Genomic DNA, 16,195 nt, shown 5'->3' with positions numbered 1-16,195 from the left:
GGGCGAGTACCGACAGCGTCCCCGCCAGGCCCAGTTCCTCACCGGTGACGGCGAAGATGAAGTCGGCGGCCCGCGCCAGAGCGGCAGCGGCAAGCAGCGCCCTCTCCGCCCCGAGGAGCGCACCTACGAGGTGGGCGGCTCCTCCGACGCCCCCCGCGGCGGCCGTGGCGCCTCTGCGCGCGGCGGCGCCAAGGGCGGCCCCAAGGCGCCCCAGGGCGGCACCCCGGTGCGCCGCGGCCCGCACGGCCAGCGGCTCGGCCAGGCCCGCCCGCGCGAGCTCGACGCCAAGATCGAGCAGCGCAACCGCGACCGGTACGCGGACAAGCCGGACATCAAGACCCCCAAGACCTTCCCGGGCGCCGAGCAGGAGGGCGAGCGGCTGCAGAAGGTGCTCGCCCGCGCCGGCATGGGCTCGCGCCGCGCCTGCGAGGAGCTGATCGAGCAGTCCCGCGTCGAGGTCAACGGCGAGATCGTGCTGGAGCAGGGCAAGCGCGTCGACCCGGAGAAGGACGAGATCAAGGTGGACGGCCTGACCGTCGCCACCCAGTCGCACCTGTTCTTCGCGCTGAACAAGCCCGCCGGCGTCGTCTCCACCATGGAGGACCCGGACGGCCGTCAGTGCCTCGGTGACTACGTGACGAACCGCGAGACGCGGCTCTTCCACGTCGGCCGGCTCGACACCGAGACCGAGGGCATCATCCTGCTCACCAACCACGGCGAGCTGGCCCACCGTCTGACCCACCCCAAGTACGGCGTGAAGAAGACCTATCTGGCCGCCATCACGGGCCCGCTGCCGCGCGAGATCGGCAAGCGGCTCAAGGAGGGCATCCAGCTGGACGACGGCTACGCGCGCGCGGACGCCTTCCGGGTCATCCAGCAGACCGGCAAGAACTACCTGGTGGAGATCGAGCTCCACGAGGGCCGCAAGCACATCGTGCGCCGCATGATGGCGGAGGCCGGCTTCCCGGTCGAGAAGCTCGTCCGGGTCTCCTTCGGCCCGATCGGGCTCGGCGACCAGAAGTCCGGCTGGCTGCGCCGCCTCACCAACACCGAGGTGGGCATGCTGATGCGCGAGGTCGGCCTGTAGCCGCCCGCTGAAGTTCCGGTACCGAGCCCGGCCCCCGACCGACGGGGGCCGGGCTCGGTGCTGTGTACACCTGTTCTGCGTAGATGTCGTACGCGCCTGTTGTGCGCACCCCCGTGCGACCTTTATAGTCATCATGACTATTAAAGAGCGGCGGTACGACGGGAGGGGGTGACGGCGATGAAGCGGTACGGACACGGTCTGGTGATCGGCACGTTCTGCCCGCCGCACGCCGGCCACCACCACCTCGTACGGACCGCTGAGGACCGCTGCGAGGCGCTGACCGTGCTGGTGTGCACGGCGGCCGGGGAACTCGTGGCGGCCCGGACGCGGGCGCGCTGGATGGCCGAGGTCCATCCGCGCGTCCGCGTCGTCCGCTCGGTCCGCTCCGTCCGCACCACCGGGAGGGTGGACGCGGTCTTCACGTCCGAGCGGTACGGGGACCGGCTCGCCGGGGCCTTCGGCGCCGAGCACGTGTGCGTCGACGCGGAGCGCACGCTCTTCCCGGTCTCCGCGGCCGCCGTGCGCAAGGACCCGGTGGGGTGCTGGGACTTCCTGGAGCAGCCCGTACGGGCCTGGCTGACCCGGCGGGTCGCGGTGCCCGGCGCCGACCCGGCCGCCACCACCCTGGCCCGCTCGCTGGCCGAGCGCTTCCAGCGGCGCGGCGGGGTCTGGGCGGGCACCCGGTGGGTGCCCCGGTGCGGGAGGGCGCGGGAGGAGCAGGCGGCGCGCACGGGGGCGCCGGTGCTCTTCTGCGCGGCGGGGACCGCCCGTGCCGAGCGGCACCTGTGGCTGCTCGCGGGCCCGCAGGACGGCGGGCTGCCCGGACAGGGCCGCATGGTCGTGCTGCGGGGCGCGGGTCCGGCCGCGATGCTGGGCGCCGCCGTCGACGCGGTCGACACGTTCCTGGGCGAGAGCTGGGGCCTGGACGGGCCGCCCGCGGGCCGATGGTGAGCCCGGCGGGCCCGGCCAGGAAGCCGGAGGGCTACGACCCGTACGCCTTCGAGCCGTTCGCGGTCACCGTCGACCTCGCGGTCTGCACGGTCCGCGACGGCGGGCTGCACGTCCTGCTGATCCGGCGCGGCGAGGAGCCGTACAAGGGCGAGTGGGCGCTGCCGGGCGGGTTCGTGCTGCCCCGGGAGAGCGCCGGGCAGGCGGCGCGGCGCGAGCTGGCCGAGGAGACCGGGCTCCCGGACGACCTGGTGGCGGGCCTGCACCTGGAGCAGCTGCGCACCTACAGCGACCCCGACCGCGACCCCCGGATGCGGGTGGTGTCGGTCGCGTACACCGCGCTCGTACCGGACCTGCCGGAGCCGCACGGCGGCGGCGACGCGGCGCACGCGCAGTGGCTGCCGTTCGGCGCGTACGGGAGCCTCGCCTTCGACCACGAGCGGATCGTGGCCGACGCGCGCGACCGGATCGGCGCCAAGCTCGAATACACCTGCCTCGCCACGGCGTTCTGCCCGCCCGAGTTCACGCTCGGCGAGCTCCAGCAGGTCTACGAGACGGTCTGGGGGACCGCCCTTGACCGCCCCAACTTCCGACGCAAGGTCCTCGCCACGCCCGGCTTCGTCGAGCCGGTGGCGGGCGCCGCGCGTCTGACCGGCGGCCGGGGCAAGCCGGCCGCGCTGTACCGGGCGGGCGTGGCGACCGCGCTGCACCCCCCGCTCCTGCGGCCGGAAGGACGACCCTCATGAACAGTCGAGTGAACAGCCGGGCGAAGCAGGCGGCGACCGGCTCGCTGACCGGACTCGCGCTCGGGGACGCCCTTGGCTTCCCGACCGAGTTCATCGGCGTGCCCGCGATCCTGGCCAAGTGCGGGCCCTGGCGGGAGATGCGGCTGCCGACGCCCGCGATCGTCACCGACGACACCCAGATGACCCTGGCGGTCGGCGAGGGCATACGGGCCGCCATGGACCGCGGGCTCCTCGGCCCGCACCGCCTGGAGCGGCCGGTCCGCGAGGGGTTCGTGCGCTGGTACCACTCCCCGGAGAACAACCGGGCACCCGGCCGCACCTGCATGGTCGCCTGCGGGCTGCTCGACAGCGAACTGCCCTGGCAGCAGGCGAGCCAGCTCGGCTCCAAGGGCTGCGGCGCGAACATGCGGGTGGCCCCGGTGGGCCTGGCGCCCGGTCTGAGCGAGGAGCAGCGGGCGGGCGCGGCCCAGCTCCAGTCGGCCCTCACCCACGGCCACCCCACGGCCCTCGCGGCCAGCGACCTGACGGCCCGGGCGGTCTTCCTGCTGGCCCAGGGCGCCGACCCGGTGGGCCTGGTCGGCCAGCTGCGCTCGTACGCGTACGAGAACCGCACCCGCTACCACGACCGCTGGCTGGGCGACCTGTGGACCTACGCCCACGACGAGACGCCCGCCGCCTTCATGGCCCGCGGCTGGGACGAGTGCCTGGACGCCCTGGACCGCGTCCTCAAGGCCCTGCACAACCCGTCCCCGGAGGCGGACCCGTGCCTGGAGACGGGCGACGGCTGGGTCGCCGAGGAGGCCCTGGCCACGGCCCTGGTCTGCTTCCTGCTGTTCCCGGACGCCCCTCTGACGGCCCTGCGCCGGGCGGCCTGCACCAAGGGCGACTCCGACTCCATCGCCTGTCTGACCGGCGCCTTCGCGGGCGCCCACCTGGGGGCCGCCGCCTGGCCCAACGAGTGGGCGGAGCGCATCGAGTACCGCAGCGAACTGCTGACGCTCGGGGCGCTCTGGGACTCTTGATCCATGACGGATCTCCAGACCATCGACCTCGCCGCCGTGGTGCGCGAGCAGCCCGACCCGCTGCTCTTCGCCACGGTCTCCGGCGCCCACCTCTACGGCTTCCCCTCCCGGGACTCCGACGTCGACCTGCGCGGCGTCCATCTGCTCCCGGCCGAGGCGCTGCTCGGGCTGCGCGAGCCGGCGGAGAGCCGGTCCCTCATGTGGGACCGGGACGGGGTCGAGATGGACCTGGTCACGCATGACCTGCGCAAGTTCGTCCGCCTGATGCTGCGCCGCAACGGCTATGTGCTGGAGCAGCTGCTCTCGCCGCTGGTGGTGCACACGACCGACGCGCACGCGGAGCTGGTGGCACTCGCCCCGTCCGTGCTGACCTCGCACCACGCCCACCACTACCGGGGGTTCGCCAACACCCAGTGGCGGCTGTACGAGAAGACCGGCGAGCTGAAGCCGCTGCTCTACACCTTCCGGGTGCTGCTCACCGGTATCCATCTGATGCGCAGCGGCCAGGTGCAGGCGGACCTGCCCACGCTGCTCGGCGAGGTGGCCGCGCCCGCCTATCTGCCGGACCTCATAGCGGTGAAGGCCGAGGCCGAGCACGGGGCCGCGACCGGGCTCGACCCGGAGCGGGTGGCGGGCGACGTGGCGGCGCTGCACGGCGTGCTCGACGGGGCGCAGGCGGACTCGCTACTGCCCGACGCCGCCGCCGGACACGACGCGCTGCACGACCTCGTCGTACGGGTGCGGCTGGAGCGCTGACTCGCGGCGCACCCGGAACAGGAAGTCCGCCACGCGGGCCTGGTCCGGTTCCTGGGGGAGCGGGGTGCGGGCGGCGGCCTTCGCGGCCTCCTCGGCGAGGCGGGTCATCCAGGAGTCGACCTCGGGCCAGGGGACCTCGCCGCGCTTGACCGCCAGGAGGCGGTCGCGGTCGGGGCCCACCTCGATCGTCAGGGTGCCGGTGCGCACGAGGTCGCGGCAGCTCGTCATGAGGCGCACCAGATGCATCGCGTGCTTCCAGCGCGGGGCGCCGTACTGGCGTACGTCCGCCTCCAGCTTCTTGCGCTGGCTCAGCGCGTAGCCGGTGAAGGTGGCGTGGGCGCGGAGGGAGAGGAACGCGTCGCGCAGGGCGAGGAGCTCCCGGCCGGTGTCGTCCACCTGCTCGACGAGCGGTGAGTGCAGGCACTCCAGGATGTTGGGGTTGGCGCGCAGGGCCAGTTCGCAGAAACGCTCCAGCTCCCAGCTGAACTGCTCATCGGCCGGGCCCTCCACATGCGTCGGCGGCTTGCCGAAGGCCCAGAAGAGCGGGGTCGGGGCCACGTAGACGCCCCGGCGGTCCGTGTCGCTGGCGTCGGTGGCCAGACCGAAGGCGCGCGAGCCCATCACACAGGAGTAGACGGTGTGGTCGCGGACGAGCTGCTCGGGCGTCATGCGCCGATTGTCCCTGGTCAGGCCAGGTGGATCGAGCCGTTTTCGACCGTGATCCGCTCGGGCGCCAGCGGGCGGGGGGCCGGGCCCGCCGCGACCGAGGCGTCGGCCACGCGGTACTTGCTGCCGTGGCAGGGGCAGTTGATCGTCCCGCCGGCGACGTCCTTGACCGTGCAGCCCTGGTGGGTGCAGATCGCCGAGAACGCCTTGAAGGTGCCCTCCTCGGGCTGGGTGACCACGACCTTCCTGGCCGCGAAGACCTTGCCGCCGCCGACCGGGATGTCCGACGTCTTCGCCAGTGCGTCGCCGTCGCCCTGTGAGGGCGAGGAGGACTGCGTCGGCGTGTTCGGGGCGAACACGGCCGGGGGAGAGGTCTCGCCGGCGCTGGGCGTGCCGCTCGCAGCGCTGCTCTTGTCGTCGCTGCTGCCACAGCCGGCCAGCGCGGCCGTGCCCGCGGCCACCGCGAGCACCGCGCGGCGGGAGGTTGGCGTCGTCATGGGCAGCATCTTGGTGCAACCGCGCGGCGAATCCCGGCACGCGCGCGTGCCGTACGCCCTATGGCCCAACCCAGCCCGCGCCCCCGGCCTCCCGGCGCAGCTCCGCCACCTCCACCACGGCCTCCCGCTCGATCGGCCCGTGGACGTGGGGGAACGCCTGCCCCTTCCCCTCCCAGCGGACCTCGGCGGCCAGCCCCGCCTCGTCGACGCTCAGCAGCAGGAGCGGGCCGTGCGCGTTCCGGTAGTGGGCGTTCGCGACCGCCAGGGCGGACGCGCGGTCGGCCGAGCAGTGGACGAAGCCCTCGGACGCGAGCGACGCCGGGGCGTACGGGCCGGGCCCGGCCGCCGTCCACTCCGGCCCGGGCACCACATGGAAGATCATTCCCCCGTTCTACCGCAGGTTCCGCCGTGCCCGCCGCCGCCCCCGCGCGGGGGCATCCGCGCCCGTGCGCGCTCCGGACAAGCCCTAGGCTGAACGGGCAAGCCGTACGTCCGCCCCGGCGCAGCCGCCGCACTTCGCAAGGATCACCCCGTGAGGACCGCACTCGTCATCGGTACCGGCCTGATCGGTACGTCCGCCGCGCTGGCCCTCGCCGCCCGCGGCGTCGCCGTCCATCTGGTCGACCACGACCCGGGCCAGGCCCGCACCGCCGCCGCGCTCGGCGCCGGGACCGACGAGGCGCCCGAGGGCCGGGTGGACCTGGTGATCGTGGCCGTGCCGCCCGCCCATGTCGCCGCCACCCTGGCGGAGGCGATCCGCTCGGACGCGGCCCGCGCGTACATCGACGTCGCCAGCGTCAAGGGCGGCCCGCGCCGCGAGCTGGAGGCGCTGGGCTGCGACCTCACCTCGTACATCGGTACGCACCCGATGTCCGGCAAGGAGCGCTCGGGCCCGCTCGCCGCCACCGCCGACCTCTTCGAGGGCCGCCCCTGGGTGCTCACCCCGACCCGGGACACCGACACCGAGGTGCTCAACCTCGCCCTGGAGCTGGTCGCGCTCTGCCGCGCCGTGCCCGTGGTGATGGACGCGGACGCCCACGACCGCGCGGTGGCCCTCGTCTCGCACACCCCGCAGCTGGTGTCGTCCATGGTCGCCGCCCGGCTGGAGGAGGCCGACGAGACGGCGGTACGGCTGTGCGGGCAGGGCATCCGGGACGTCACCCGGATCGCCGCCTCCGACCCCCGGATGTGGGTCGAGATCCTCTCCGCCAACCCCGGCCCGGTCGCGGACGTGCTGGCCGGGATCGCCTCCGACCTGGACGAGACCGTACGGGCCCTGCGCTCCCTTGAGTCCTCGGACGAGCAGAAGCGGCGCGGCGGCGCGGCGGGCGTCGAGGACGTGCTGCGGCGCGGCAACGCGGGCCGCGAGCGCGTCCCCGGCAAGCACGGCGCCGCCCCCACGGCGTACGAGGTGGTCGCGGTGCTCATCAGCGACCAGCCCGGCGAGCTGGCCCGGATCTTCGCGGACGCGGGCCGCGCCGGGGTCAACATCGAGGACGTGCGCATCGAGCACGCGACCGGGCAGCAGGCGGGCCTGGTCCAGCTGATGGTCGAACCGGCCGCGGCCCCGGGCCTGACGGCGTCCCTGCGGGAGCGGGGCTGGGCGATCCGGCAGTGAGCCCGGCCCGGGGGTGCCGGGCGGGGATCTGGGCGCAGGTATGAGCCAGTAACCTTGTGTGGGGGCGGATGCCTGCCCGCCCACCCCGTCCCCGTACCAGGAAGGTGTCCGACACCGTGGAAAGCGCCGCCCGGACCGCCCCGGCAGCTGTGATCGTCGCCATCGACGGCCCTTCCGGCACCGGCAAGTCCAGCACCTCCAAGGCGGTCGCCGCCAAGCTGGGGCTGAGCTATCTGGACACCGGCGCCCAGTACCGGGCGATCACCTGGTGGATGATCACCAACGAGATCGACACCGACGACCAGGCCGCGATCGCGACCGCGGCCGCCAAGCCGGTCATCGTCTCGGGGACCGACCCCACCGCGCCGACCATCACCGTGGACGGCCTCGACGCGGCCGGCCCGATCCGTACGCAGGAGGTCACCGCCAAGGTCAGCGCGGTCAGCGCCGTCCCGGAGGTGCGGGCGCTCATCACCCAGCTCCAGCGGGACATCGCGGCGTCCGCCCCGGCCGGCATCGTGGTCGAGGGCCGTGACATCGGCACGACCGTGCTGCCCGACGCCGACCTGAAGGTGTTCCTCACCGCCTCCCCGGAGGCGCGCGCCGCCCGCCGCAGCGGCGAGCTGAAGGGCGTGGACGTCGCCACCACCCGGGAGGCCCTGCTGAAGCGGGACGCGGCCGACTCCGGCCGCAAGACGTCCCCGCTGGCCAAGGCGGGCGACGCCGTCGAGGTGGACACCACCGAGCTCACCCTCGACCAGGTCATCGAGTGCGTGGTCACCCTCATCGAGGAGAAGCGGGCCGCCAGGTGACGGCGGCTCCCACCGAGCGGGGCGCCGAGGTCGGGCGCCGTATCGGCGTCGGGCTGATGTACGGGCTGTGGAAGCCCCGGGTGCTCGGGGCCTGGCGGGTGCCGGCCGGCGGTCCGGTCATCCTGGCCGTCAACCACGCGCACAACATCGACGGGCCGATGCTGATGGGGACCGCACCGAGACCGGTGCACTTCCTCATCAAGAAGGAGGCCTTCATCGGGCCGCTCGACCCGTTCCTGCGCGGGATCGGCCAGGTGAAGGTGGACCGGTCGACCGTCGACCGGACCGCGATCGACCAGGCCATCGGGGTACTGGACGGCGGCGGTGTGCTCGGTATCTTCCCCGAGGGCACCCGGGGCGAGGGCGACTTCGCCTCGCTGCGCGCCGGGCTCGCCTACTTCGCCCTGCGGGCGGGGGCGCCGATCGTCCCGGTGGCGGTGCTGGGAAGCACCGAGCGCAGAGGAAGGTTGATAAAGGCGCTGCCGCCCCTGCGCAGCCGGGTGGACGTCGTCTTCGGCGACGCCTTCGAGGCCGGGGACGGCAGCGGCCGGCGGACCCGTACGGCGCTGGACGAGGCGACCGTACGCATCCAGGAGCGGCTCACCCGCCACCTGGAAAACGCCAGGCGCCTCACCGGGCGCTGAGCGAGACTTGAGACTTGAGTAGTGGACCGGACGCCCGGTCCATCGATGACGCAGAACGAGGAACGGACTTCATGAACGACCAGCACGACCACGGAGCGCTCGGCGACGCCGAGTACGCGGAGTTCATGGAGCTCGCCGCGGTAGAGGGTTTCGACATCGAGGACGTCGAGGGCGCGATCGAGGAGGCGGGCCATGGCCCGCTGCCCGTCCTCGCCGTCGTCGGCCGCCCGAATGTCGGCAAGTCGACCCTGGTGAACCGCATCATCGGCCGCCGCGAGGCGGTCGTCGAGGACAAGCCGGGCGTCACCCGCGACCGCGTCACCTATGAGGCGGAGTGGGCCGGCCGCCGTTTCAAGGTCGTCGACACCGGCGGCTGGGAGCAGGACGTGCTCGGCATCGACGCGTCCGTGGCCGCCCAGGCGGAGTACGCGATCGAGGCCGCCGACGCCTGTGTCTTCGTCGTGGACGCCAAGGTCGGCGCCACCGACACCGACGAGGCCGTCGTCAAGCTGCTGCGCCGGGCCGGCAAGCCCGTCGTACTGTGCGCCAACAAGGTCGACGGCCAGTCGGGCGAGGCGGACGCCGCCTCGCTGTGGTCCCTCGGCCTCGGTATGCCGCACCCCGTCTCCTCGCTGCACGGCCGCGGCACCGGCGACATGCTGGACGCCGTCCTGGAGGCGCTGCCCGAGGCGCCCGCGCAGACCTTCGGCGGCGCCGCCCCCGGCGGCCCCCGCCGCATCGCGCTCATCGGCCGCCCGAACGTCGGCAAGTCCTCCCTCCTGAACAAGGTGGCGAAGGAGGACCGCGTCGTCGTCAACGAGCTGGCCGGCACCACCCGCGACCCGGTCGACGAGCTGATCCAGCTCGGCGGGGTGACCTGGAAGTTCATCGACACCGCGGGCATCCGCAAGCGGGTCCACCTCCAGCAGGGCGCCGACTACTACGCCTCGCTGCGCACGGCCGCCGCCGTCGAGAAGGCCGAGGTGGCGGTGATCCTGATCGACGCGACCGAGAACATCAGCGTCCAGGACCAGCGCATCATCACCATGGCCGTCGAGTCGGGCCGTGCCATCGTCATCGCGTACAACAAGTGGGACGACCTCGACGAGGAGCGTCGCTACTACCTGGAGCGCGAGATCGAGACCGAGATGCAGCAGGTGGCCTGGGCCCCGCGCGTCAACGTCTCCGCGCTGACCGGCCGCCACATGGAGAAGCTGGTCCCGGCCATCGAGGCCGCGCTCGCGGGCTGGGAGACGCGCGTCCCGACCGGGCGGCTCAACGCCTTCCTCGGTGAGATCGTCGCCGCCCACCCGCACCCGGTCCGCGGCGGCAAGCAGCCGCGCATCCTGTTCGGTACGCAGGCCGGAACCAAGCCGCCGCGGTTCGTGCTCTTCGCCTCCGGCTTCCTGGAGCACGGCTACCGGCGCTTCGTCGAGCGCCGGCTGCGCGAGGAGTTCGGCTTCGAGGGCACCCCGATCCACATCTCGGTGCGGGTGCGCGAGAAGCGCGGCAAGAACAAGTAACCCCCGCGGGGGCCGGGGCCCTACGGCCTCACAGGCCCCTGCGCGGGGCGGGCGGCAGTGCTGCCGGGAGCTGGTGGAGCCCGGTGTGCTGCCGCCCTGTCATGGGCCCGGTGGTGCTGGTCACCCCGCCGTTCGCCGTCCCGCCGAGCTGCCAGGACGAGCCGCTGTGCGCGGGGTACGGGTGGAAGCTCGGGACGGTCTGGGGGTGCGGCACCTGGGGATGGTGCTGGTGGGTGCCGCGGAAGCCGGGGGACCCGGAGTGCGCCAGAGCCGCGAAGCCCCGGAAGTCGAGGTCGTCCTCGCCGCTCCGGTCACCCGGCAGGGCCCGGAAGGACCGGCGGTACTCCGAGTACAGCGCGTCGTAGATCGGCGTGGCCGAGTGGCCGCCCGAGAGGTCCTGCGCGGGTCGCATGGAGGGGATCTGCGACTGGTACGACTGGCGGGAGGGCTCGTATGCGTGCACGTATGTGCCAACGACCCCGACGGCTCTCGGATGCGGGCTGACGGCAGATAACACGTATCAACGGATGCACGGGGTGATCCGGGCGTACGCGGGGCGCTCACGCGGGGCTGGACGCGAGGGCGTGTCCTCCGGGCTGTGACGGCGGCCCGCCGGGCGCGGCGGCTCGCGCGGCGGGCGTCTCAACGGGGCTGGGGCCCGGGCCGGTACGCGGTCCGGGCCCCGGGGTCTGCGGGCGGCGGGGGTTGCCGGCCGTCAGGTCACGTGCCCGCCAGGGGCATCGCCGCCGATACCAGGGTGCCGTCCGAGGCCGCCTTCTCCAGGGCGTTGCGCAGCAGGTCCTCGCGGGGCTGCTGGCCGATGGAGCCGACCGGGGCGGCGAAGACCAGGACGCGCTGGGTGCGGTTGGCGGCCGCGCGCCAGCCCTCGGTCACCTGGAGCGGCTGGTGGGCCTGCCACCAGGAGACCGGGCTGCCGCCACCGCCCGTGCCGGGCTGCAGGATCGCGTGCAGCTGGCCCATGGCGAGCAGCACCGACCAGCCGGAGAGCACCGAGGGCATCCGGCCGACGTCGGAGACCGGGACGAAGCCCTGCTCGATCAGGAGCGGCAGGAACTCGTCCGTGGTGCCGCCCGAGCCGGGGCGGGCGATCGGGGCGGTCGGCTCCACGACGAGCGCCGGGTGCAGGGCGCCCTCGATCAGGATGAGGCCGCTGGTGATCCCCAGCACGGCCTGCGCGGGTGCGGCGCCCCCGAACTCGTCGCCGGTGATGGACCGGACGGCCCCCTGCAACTGCTCCTCGGAGACCTGGACGACCTGGGAGGGGATGCAGGAGGCGTGGGCGAAGGCGAGGACGGCGGTCTCCTCGCCGACGAAGAGCACGGTGCTGGTGGCTTCGTGCTCGGAGTCCCCGGGGGTACGGCAGGAGGTGCAGTCGTAGCCGCCCGGGGCGTTCTCGCCGGCGAGCAGCCGGTCGGCCTCTTCGTCGCCGATCTCGGCGCGGACGTCCTCGCTGACGTCGAGCATGCGCGGCACGGGTAGCTCCTACTGGATGCGTGCGCCGGGTGGTTCCCGGCTCCTGGAAGGACAACGGCGGATCTGTGGCAGGGGTCACGCCCCAGGGCGAACGGAATCGAACCGCCGGGTGCGGAGGGTGAGTGCGCCTCCGGAATCCCTCACTCCATGTCAACACATGGCGGCCGCAAGGAAGTTGGCCCGGTGAGGTGGGTCACAGGGCGGGTTGGCGGCAGGTCGACAAATCCTGAAATCCATCAATCAAGTGGGTGTCCGGAAATCGCCGTTACCTGAGGTAATAGCCAACTGGCCTGGAATGACAAGGCATTGGTTGATACCAACGTGATCCGGTCCCTACATTCCAACGCCGTGTGCACCTAGCACCGCCCGGGCAGCCCGCCCCGTACGGCCGCACGACAGCTACGACTCGTACGACCGCACCACAGGCAAGCGCACGACCCCGGCGGGCGGGGCGGCACGGAACGGACGCCGGACGCGTCACGGGCCGTACCGCCCGGGAGTCCCGGGTCCTTCGGAAGAGGGACTTCATGTCTGTTGGTACCAGTCGTTCCAGCTCCAAGCGCTCCACGGCGGCGGCGATCGGCGCCGCCCTGGTGGCGGCGCCGCTGGCGCTGCTAGCTGTCTCCGCCGGCCCGGCCGGCGCGGCGGACGGTGCGGTGTGGGACCGCATCGCGCAGTGCGAGAGCGGAGGAAACTGGCAGATCAACACCGGCAACGGCTACTACGGCGGACTCCAGTTCTCCGCCGGATCCTGGCGGGCGTACGGCGGCGGGGCGTACGCGTCCACCGCCGACCGGGCGAGCCGGGCCCAGCAGATAGCCGTCGCCACCCGGCTCCAGCGGGCGCAGGGCTGGGGCGCGTGGCCCGTCTGCGCCGCCAAGGCGGGGGCGTACGGGGAGGCGCCCTCGGCGCCCAAGCCGTCGGCCCACAAGGCCAAGCCCAAGACCGAGCACAAGGCCAAGCCCAAGACCGAGCACAAGTCGCAGCCCAAGCGCGAGGCCGGCGAGGCCGGCGAGGCCGGTACGCACAAGGCCGGAACAGGCCGGGCGGAGCCCGGTCGGGTCGAGGCGAAGGCCGCACCGGCGAAGGCGCCCGAGCGGCCGCCCGTCCAGACCGACCGGGACTCGCGCGGCGGCGACTACACCGTGCGCGAGGGGGACACGCTGTCCGCCATCGCCGAGGCGCACGGCACCACCTGGGAGACGCTGTACGCCGCCAACAAGGCCGTCGTCGGCGGCGATCCGGACCTGATCCTGCCCGGCGAGCGGCTCGCCCTCTAGGCCGCACCACCACCACCGCCCCGCCCGGTCGCCCGACCGGGCGGGGCCCCGGCGCGCTCCGCGCGGCGACCTCGCCACCTACGCCCAGCGGATCAGGGTCGCAGGTCTTCCAGCTCCGCGCTCTCGCCGCTGAAGCCCACGTTGCCGCGCCGCAGCCGGTACACGATCGCCGCGGCCGGGCGGCAGCCGCTGCTCCGCGACCACCACGGCCCGCTCCCGCGCGAGCTCGGCCGGCAGGTCGAAGGTGCGCTCGGCCACTTCGGCCGCGTGCGTGGAGGGATTCCTGAAACGGCCCGAGCCGTACACCGCGCACGGGCTGCTGCTCCCGGTCCCGTACGAACACCTCGCTCAGCCGCCCAAGGAGCGCCGCACCTGTCTGTCGGTGGCCCGCGGGCAGGACGCCGAGGGGTGGGTGCCCCAGGGCGACATGGGTGCCAACTGCTTCACCGCGCCCCAGCTCGCCTACCGGCCCTGAGGGTCCTTCTCCTTCTCCTGCGGCCGGTCCGGCACCAGGTCGTCGCGGAACGGCGCGTACTCGGGGTGGTGCAGGTCGAAGGCGGGCGACTCGGTGCGGATACGGGGGATCGTGGTGAAGTTGTGGCGCGGCGGCGGGCAGGAGGTCGCCCACTCCAGCGAGCGCCCGAACCCCCAGGGGTCGTCGACCTCCACCTTCGTCCCGTACTTCGCCGTCTTCCAGACGTTGTAGAGGAACGGCAACGTCGACATGCCGAGCAGGAAGGCGCCGATGGAGGAGACGGTGTTGAGGGCGGTGAAGCCGTCGGCGGCCAGATAGTCCGCGTACCGGCGGGGCATGCCCTCGGCGCCCAGCCAGTGCTGGACCAGGAACGTGGTGTGGAAGCCGACGAAGAGCGTCCAGAAGTGGATCTTCCCGAGCCGTTCGTCGAGCATCTTTCCGGTGAACTTGGGCCACCAGAAGTAGAAGCCGCCGAAGGTGGCGAAGACGACCGTGCCGAAGACGACGTAGTGGAAGTGGGCCACCACGAAGTACGAGTCGGTGACGTGGAAGTCGAGCGGCGGCGAGGCGAGGATGACACCGGTGAGGCCGCCGAACAGGAAGCTGATCAGGAACCCCACGGCCCAGAGCATCGGCGTCTCGAAGCTGAGCGAGCCGCGCAGCATCGTGCCCGTCCAGTTGAAGAACTTCACCCCGGTCGGCACCGCGATCAGGAAGGACATGAAGGAGAAGAACGGCAGCAGCACCGCGCCGGTGGCGAACATATGGTGCGCCCACACCACGATCGACAGTCCGGTGATGCACATGGTGGCGCCGACGAGCGTGAGGTAGCCGAAGATCGGCTTGCGCGCGAAGACCGGGATGATCTCCGTGATGATGCCGAAGAACGGCAGCGCGATGATGTAGACCTCGGGATGGCCGAAGAACCAGAAGAGGTGCTGCCACAGCAGCGCGCCTCCCCACTGCGGCTCGAAGACCACCGATCCGAACCTGCGGTCCGCCTCCAGGACGAGCAGCGCCGCCGCGAGCACCGGGAAGGCGAGCAGCACCAGGATCGAGGTGAACAGCACGTTCCAGGTGAAGATCGGCATCCGGAACATCGTCATGCCGGGCGCGCGCATCCCGATGATGGTGGTCAGGAAGTTCACCGCGCCCAGGATCGTCCCGAACCCGGAGAGCGCGAGCCCCATGATCCACAGGTCGGCGCCGACGCCGGGGGAGCGGGTCATGGAGTTGAGCGGCGCGTAGGCGAACCAGCCGAAGGCCGCGGGGCCCCCGGGCACGAGCAGCGAGCCCAGGACGATGAGCCCGCCGAAGAGGAACAGCCAGTACGCCAGCATGTTGAGCCGGGGGAACGCCACGTCGGGGGCGCCGATCTGGAGCGGCATGATCTCGTTGGCGAAGCCCGCGAAGGTGGGGGTGGCGAAGAGCAGCAGCATGATCGTGCCGTGCAGGGTGAACATCTGGTTGAACGTGTTGTTCGACATGATCTGCAGGCCCGGGCGGGCCAGCTCGGCGCGCATGAACATGGCCATCAGCCCGGCGATCAGGAAGAAGACGAACGACGTGATCAGGTAGAGGTGCCCGATCTTCTTGTGGTCCGTGGTGGTCAGCCAGTCCACGATCGCCCGGCCCGACTGCCGGGCCTCCTGTGGTCCCGCGTCCGCGGTCGCCGTCTCCGTACCCATCGCCGCCCCCACTCAGGTGTCAGGCATCAGGCCGGTAGCCATGATGCTCGCGCTGGTACCCGGTCCGACAGGGTGCGTACATGACCGGGATAGGCGCATACGAGCCAACGCGCCGGACGCAGCCGACGGCGAAGGGGATCCGCCGTCGGTGCGGATCGTGTAAGGATGCCGTGAATTCCCTATGGCTCGTCAATTTCCCACGCGGGGGGTCGGGAGGGAAATTCAGGCGGGTGTTTCGGAGGCGCTCTCCGGGGAATTCTGAAATGGGTCCGAACGTCCTGTCGAGGGCTGTGCGATTTCCGGGCGGGCTGACCGGAACTCCCCGTACGAGTGACCAAGTTCGAGGTAAACCCGGCCCATGATCCTGTGACACAAGTGTGACCGGCGGGGGACGTGACGCGGACAGCGGCAGGGCAGGGGCCCCGGCTTCCGTCACCGCCCCGGGGCGCCTACGGTGGCTGGCATGGCACCCATACCGACCCCCTCCGCACAGCCCGACGACGCCCCCGACGCCTATGTGGGCCTGGCCTGCGAGGCCGCCGAGCGGCTGGCACGCGCGCGCGGCTGGACCACCGTCAGGTCGCTCGCTCCTGGCTCGATCATCACCATGGAGTACCTGGAAGGGCGGCTGAACTTCGAGGTGGCCGACGGCACGGTGATCCGCTGCTGGCGCGGCTGAACCGCGCTCCCGCAGGGACGGCGCGTACGGACGGCGAAGGCCCCGGCGGCTCCGAGTGGAGCCGCCGGGGCGTCGTGCCGCGGGGGTGGTGGTGCGTACCGTTCCCCGCTGCTTCGAGGGTGTCAGCCGCCGAGGGGGCGGGCCGGCGCCGGGCGCGGGCTGCGCTCGGGGTGCTGAGGGCGCCTGCTGGCCGCCGGGGGCACCGGCGGGCGCTCGGGGCGGGGACCGGCGGGCTGGGCATCCCGTTCAACGCGGCCCTC

At 72.7% G+C, this 16,195-nt stretch carries 18 protein-coding genes; 12 read left to right on the top strand and 6 right to left on the bottom strand.

The genetic code is table 11. The annotated features are described in order from the left end of the window. From ACFWA7_RS37155 to ACFWA7_RS37135, 5 genes are all read left to right on the top strand, one after another. Nucleotides 1-1,087 (top strand): pseudouridine synthase (locus ACFWA7_RS37155; RefSeq protein WP_385827521.1); only part of this gene is annotated, 1,087 nt, incomplete at its 5' end. 177 nt (nt 1,088-1,264) lie between these two features. Then, on the top strand, nt 1,265-2,038 hold the full coding sequence (locus ACFWA7_RS37150; RefSeq protein ID WP_385827519.1) for an adenylyltransferase/cytidyltransferase family protein: 774 nt from the start codon (nt 1,265-1,267) through the stop codon (nt 2,036-2,038). Continuing rightward, the gene (locus ACFWA7_RS37145) at nt 2,032-2,781 is read left to right on the top strand and encodes an NUDIX domain-containing protein (protein WP_385548686.1); all 750 of its coding nucleotides are present in this window, start codon (nt 2,032-2,034) and stop codon (nt 2,779-2,781) included. Before ACFWA7_RS37150 ends, ACFWA7_RS37145 begins: the two co-directional genes overlap by 7 nt. Continuing rightward, a complete protein-coding gene (locus ACFWA7_RS37140) occupies nt 2,778-3,803 on the top strand; it encodes an ADP-ribosylglycohydrolase family protein (protein WP_385548689.1) in 1,026 nt (341 codons plus the stop codon). Before ACFWA7_RS37145 ends, ACFWA7_RS37140 begins: the two co-directional genes overlap by 4 nt. A 3-nt stretch (nt 3,804-3,806) precedes the next feature. Beyond that, nucleotides 3,807-4,559: a DNA polymerase beta superfamily protein gene (locus ACFWA7_RS37135; protein ID WP_385827517.1), complete on the top strand. Its 753-nt coding sequence runs from the start codon at nt 3,807-3,809 to the stop codon at nt 4,557-4,559. On the opposite strand, the gene ACFWA7_RS37130 is transcribed toward ACFWA7_RS37135, so the two are convergent. Genes ACFWA7_RS37130 through ACFWA7_RS37120 form a run of 3 tightly spaced genes read right to left on the bottom strand, consistent with a single transcriptional unit; the run spans nt 4,488 to nt 6,104 of the window. Next, the gene (locus ACFWA7_RS37130) at nt 4,488-5,228 is read right to left on the bottom strand and encodes a DNA polymerase beta superfamily protein (RefSeq protein ID WP_385827515.1); all 741 of its coding nucleotides are present in this window, start codon (nt 5,226-5,228) and stop codon (nt 4,488-4,490) included. The two genes, ACFWA7_RS37135 and ACFWA7_RS37130, sit on opposite strands and share 72 nt — an antisense overlap. Before the next feature lie 17 nt (nt 5,229-5,245). Continuing rightward, nucleotides 5,246-5,722, bottom strand: coding sequence for a Rieske (2Fe-2S) protein (locus ACFWA7_RS37125; RefSeq protein WP_385548698.1), 477 nt, complete (start codon nt 5,720-5,722; stop codon nt 5,246-5,248). Nucleotides 5,723-5,780: 58 nt separating this feature from the next. Beyond that, nucleotides 5,781-6,104, bottom strand: a complete 324-nt coding sequence (locus ACFWA7_RS37120; protein ID WP_385548701.1) for a DUF952 domain-containing protein — start codon at nt 6,102-6,104, stop codon at nt 5,781-5,783. A gap of 150 nt (nt 6,105-6,254) precedes the next feature. On the opposite strand from ACFWA7_RS37120, the gene ACFWA7_RS37115 reads away from it, so the two are divergent. The 4 genes from ACFWA7_RS37115 (at nt 6,255) to der (ending at nt 10,319) form a co-directional block, all read left to right on the top strand. Further along, nucleotides 6,255-7,340: a prephenate dehydrogenase gene (locus ACFWA7_RS37115; protein WP_371651760.1), complete on the top strand. Its 1,086-nt coding sequence runs from the start codon at nt 6,255-6,257 to the stop codon at nt 7,338-7,340. Nucleotides 7,341-7,408: 68 nt separating this feature from the next. Further along, on the top strand, nt 7,409-8,152 hold the full coding sequence (gene cmk, locus ACFWA7_RS37110) for a (d)CMP kinase (RefSeq protein WP_385548703.1): 744 nt from the start codon (nt 7,409-7,411) through the stop codon (nt 8,150-8,152). Further along, nucleotides 8,110-8,796 carry a lysophospholipid acyltransferase family protein gene (locus ACFWA7_RS37105; protein ID WP_385827513.1) on the top strand — a complete coding sequence of 229 codons (687 nt, stop codon included), beginning with the start codon at nt 8,110-8,112 and terminating at the stop codon, nt 8,794-8,796. Before cmk ends, ACFWA7_RS37105 begins: the two co-directional genes overlap by 43 nt. A 71-nt stretch (nt 8,797-8,867) precedes the next feature. Then, nucleotides 8,868-10,319, top strand: coding sequence for a ribosome biogenesis GTPase Der (gene der, locus ACFWA7_RS37100; protein ID WP_385548709.1), 1,452 nt, complete (start codon nt 8,868-8,870; stop codon nt 10,317-10,319). A 28-nt stretch (nt 10,320-10,347) separates the two neighbouring features. On the opposite strand, the gene ACFWA7_RS37095 is transcribed toward der, so the two are convergent. Further along, nucleotides 10,348-10,731, bottom strand: a complete 384-nt coding sequence (locus ACFWA7_RS37095; protein WP_385548711.1) for a hypothetical protein — start codon at nt 10,729-10,731, stop codon at nt 10,348-10,350. Nucleotides 10,732-11,039: 308 nt separating this feature from the next. Further along, complete coding sequence (locus ACFWA7_RS37090) at nt 11,040-11,813, bottom strand: hypothetical protein (RefSeq protein ID WP_385548714.1); 774 nt, start codon at nt 11,811-11,813, stop codon at nt 11,040-11,042. 527 nt (nt 11,814-12,340) lie between these two features. On the opposite strand from ACFWA7_RS37090, the gene ACFWA7_RS37085 reads away from it, so the two are divergent. Both ACFWA7_RS37085 and ACFWA7_RS37080 read left to right on the top strand, forming a co-directional pair. After that, entirely contained in the window at nt 12,341-13,093 is a 753-nt protein-coding gene (locus tag ACFWA7_RS37085; RefSeq protein WP_385827511.1) for a transglycosylase family protein, read from the top strand. Nucleotides 13,094-13,364: 271 nt separating this feature from the next. Beyond that, nucleotides 13,365-13,568: a hypothetical protein gene (locus ACFWA7_RS37080; protein ID WP_385827509.1), complete on the top strand. Its 204-nt coding sequence runs from the start codon at nt 13,365-13,367 to the stop codon at nt 13,566-13,568. On the opposite strand, the gene ctaD is transcribed toward ACFWA7_RS37080, so the two are convergent. After that, on the bottom strand, nt 13,556-15,256 hold the full coding sequence (ctaD, locus tag ACFWA7_RS37075) for a cytochrome c oxidase subunit I (protein ID WP_385827507.1): 1,701 nt from the start codon (nt 15,254-15,256) through the stop codon (nt 13,556-13,558). The genes ACFWA7_RS37080 and ctaD overlap by 13 nt on opposite strands. Nucleotides 15,257-15,719: 463 nt before the next feature. Between ctaD and ACFWA7_RS37070 the strand changes: the two genes are divergently transcribed. Beyond that, nucleotides 15,720-15,935 (top strand): I78 family peptidase inhibitor, encoded by a 216-nt coding sequence (locus tag ACFWA7_RS37070; RefSeq protein ID WP_385827505.1) that lies wholly within the window; start codon nt 15,720-15,722, stop codon nt 15,933-15,935. The last annotated feature ends 260 nt before the right edge of the window (nt 15,936-16,195 follow it).

The organism is Streptomyces sp. NPDC059994 (genome assembly GCF_042737755.1).
Taxonomy (GTDB): Bacteria; Actinomycetota; Actinomycetes; order Streptomycetales; family Streptomycetaceae; genus Streptomyces.
Note: the sequence above shows the minus strand (reverse complement) of the source record. Positions and strands in the feature narration are given on the sequence as shown.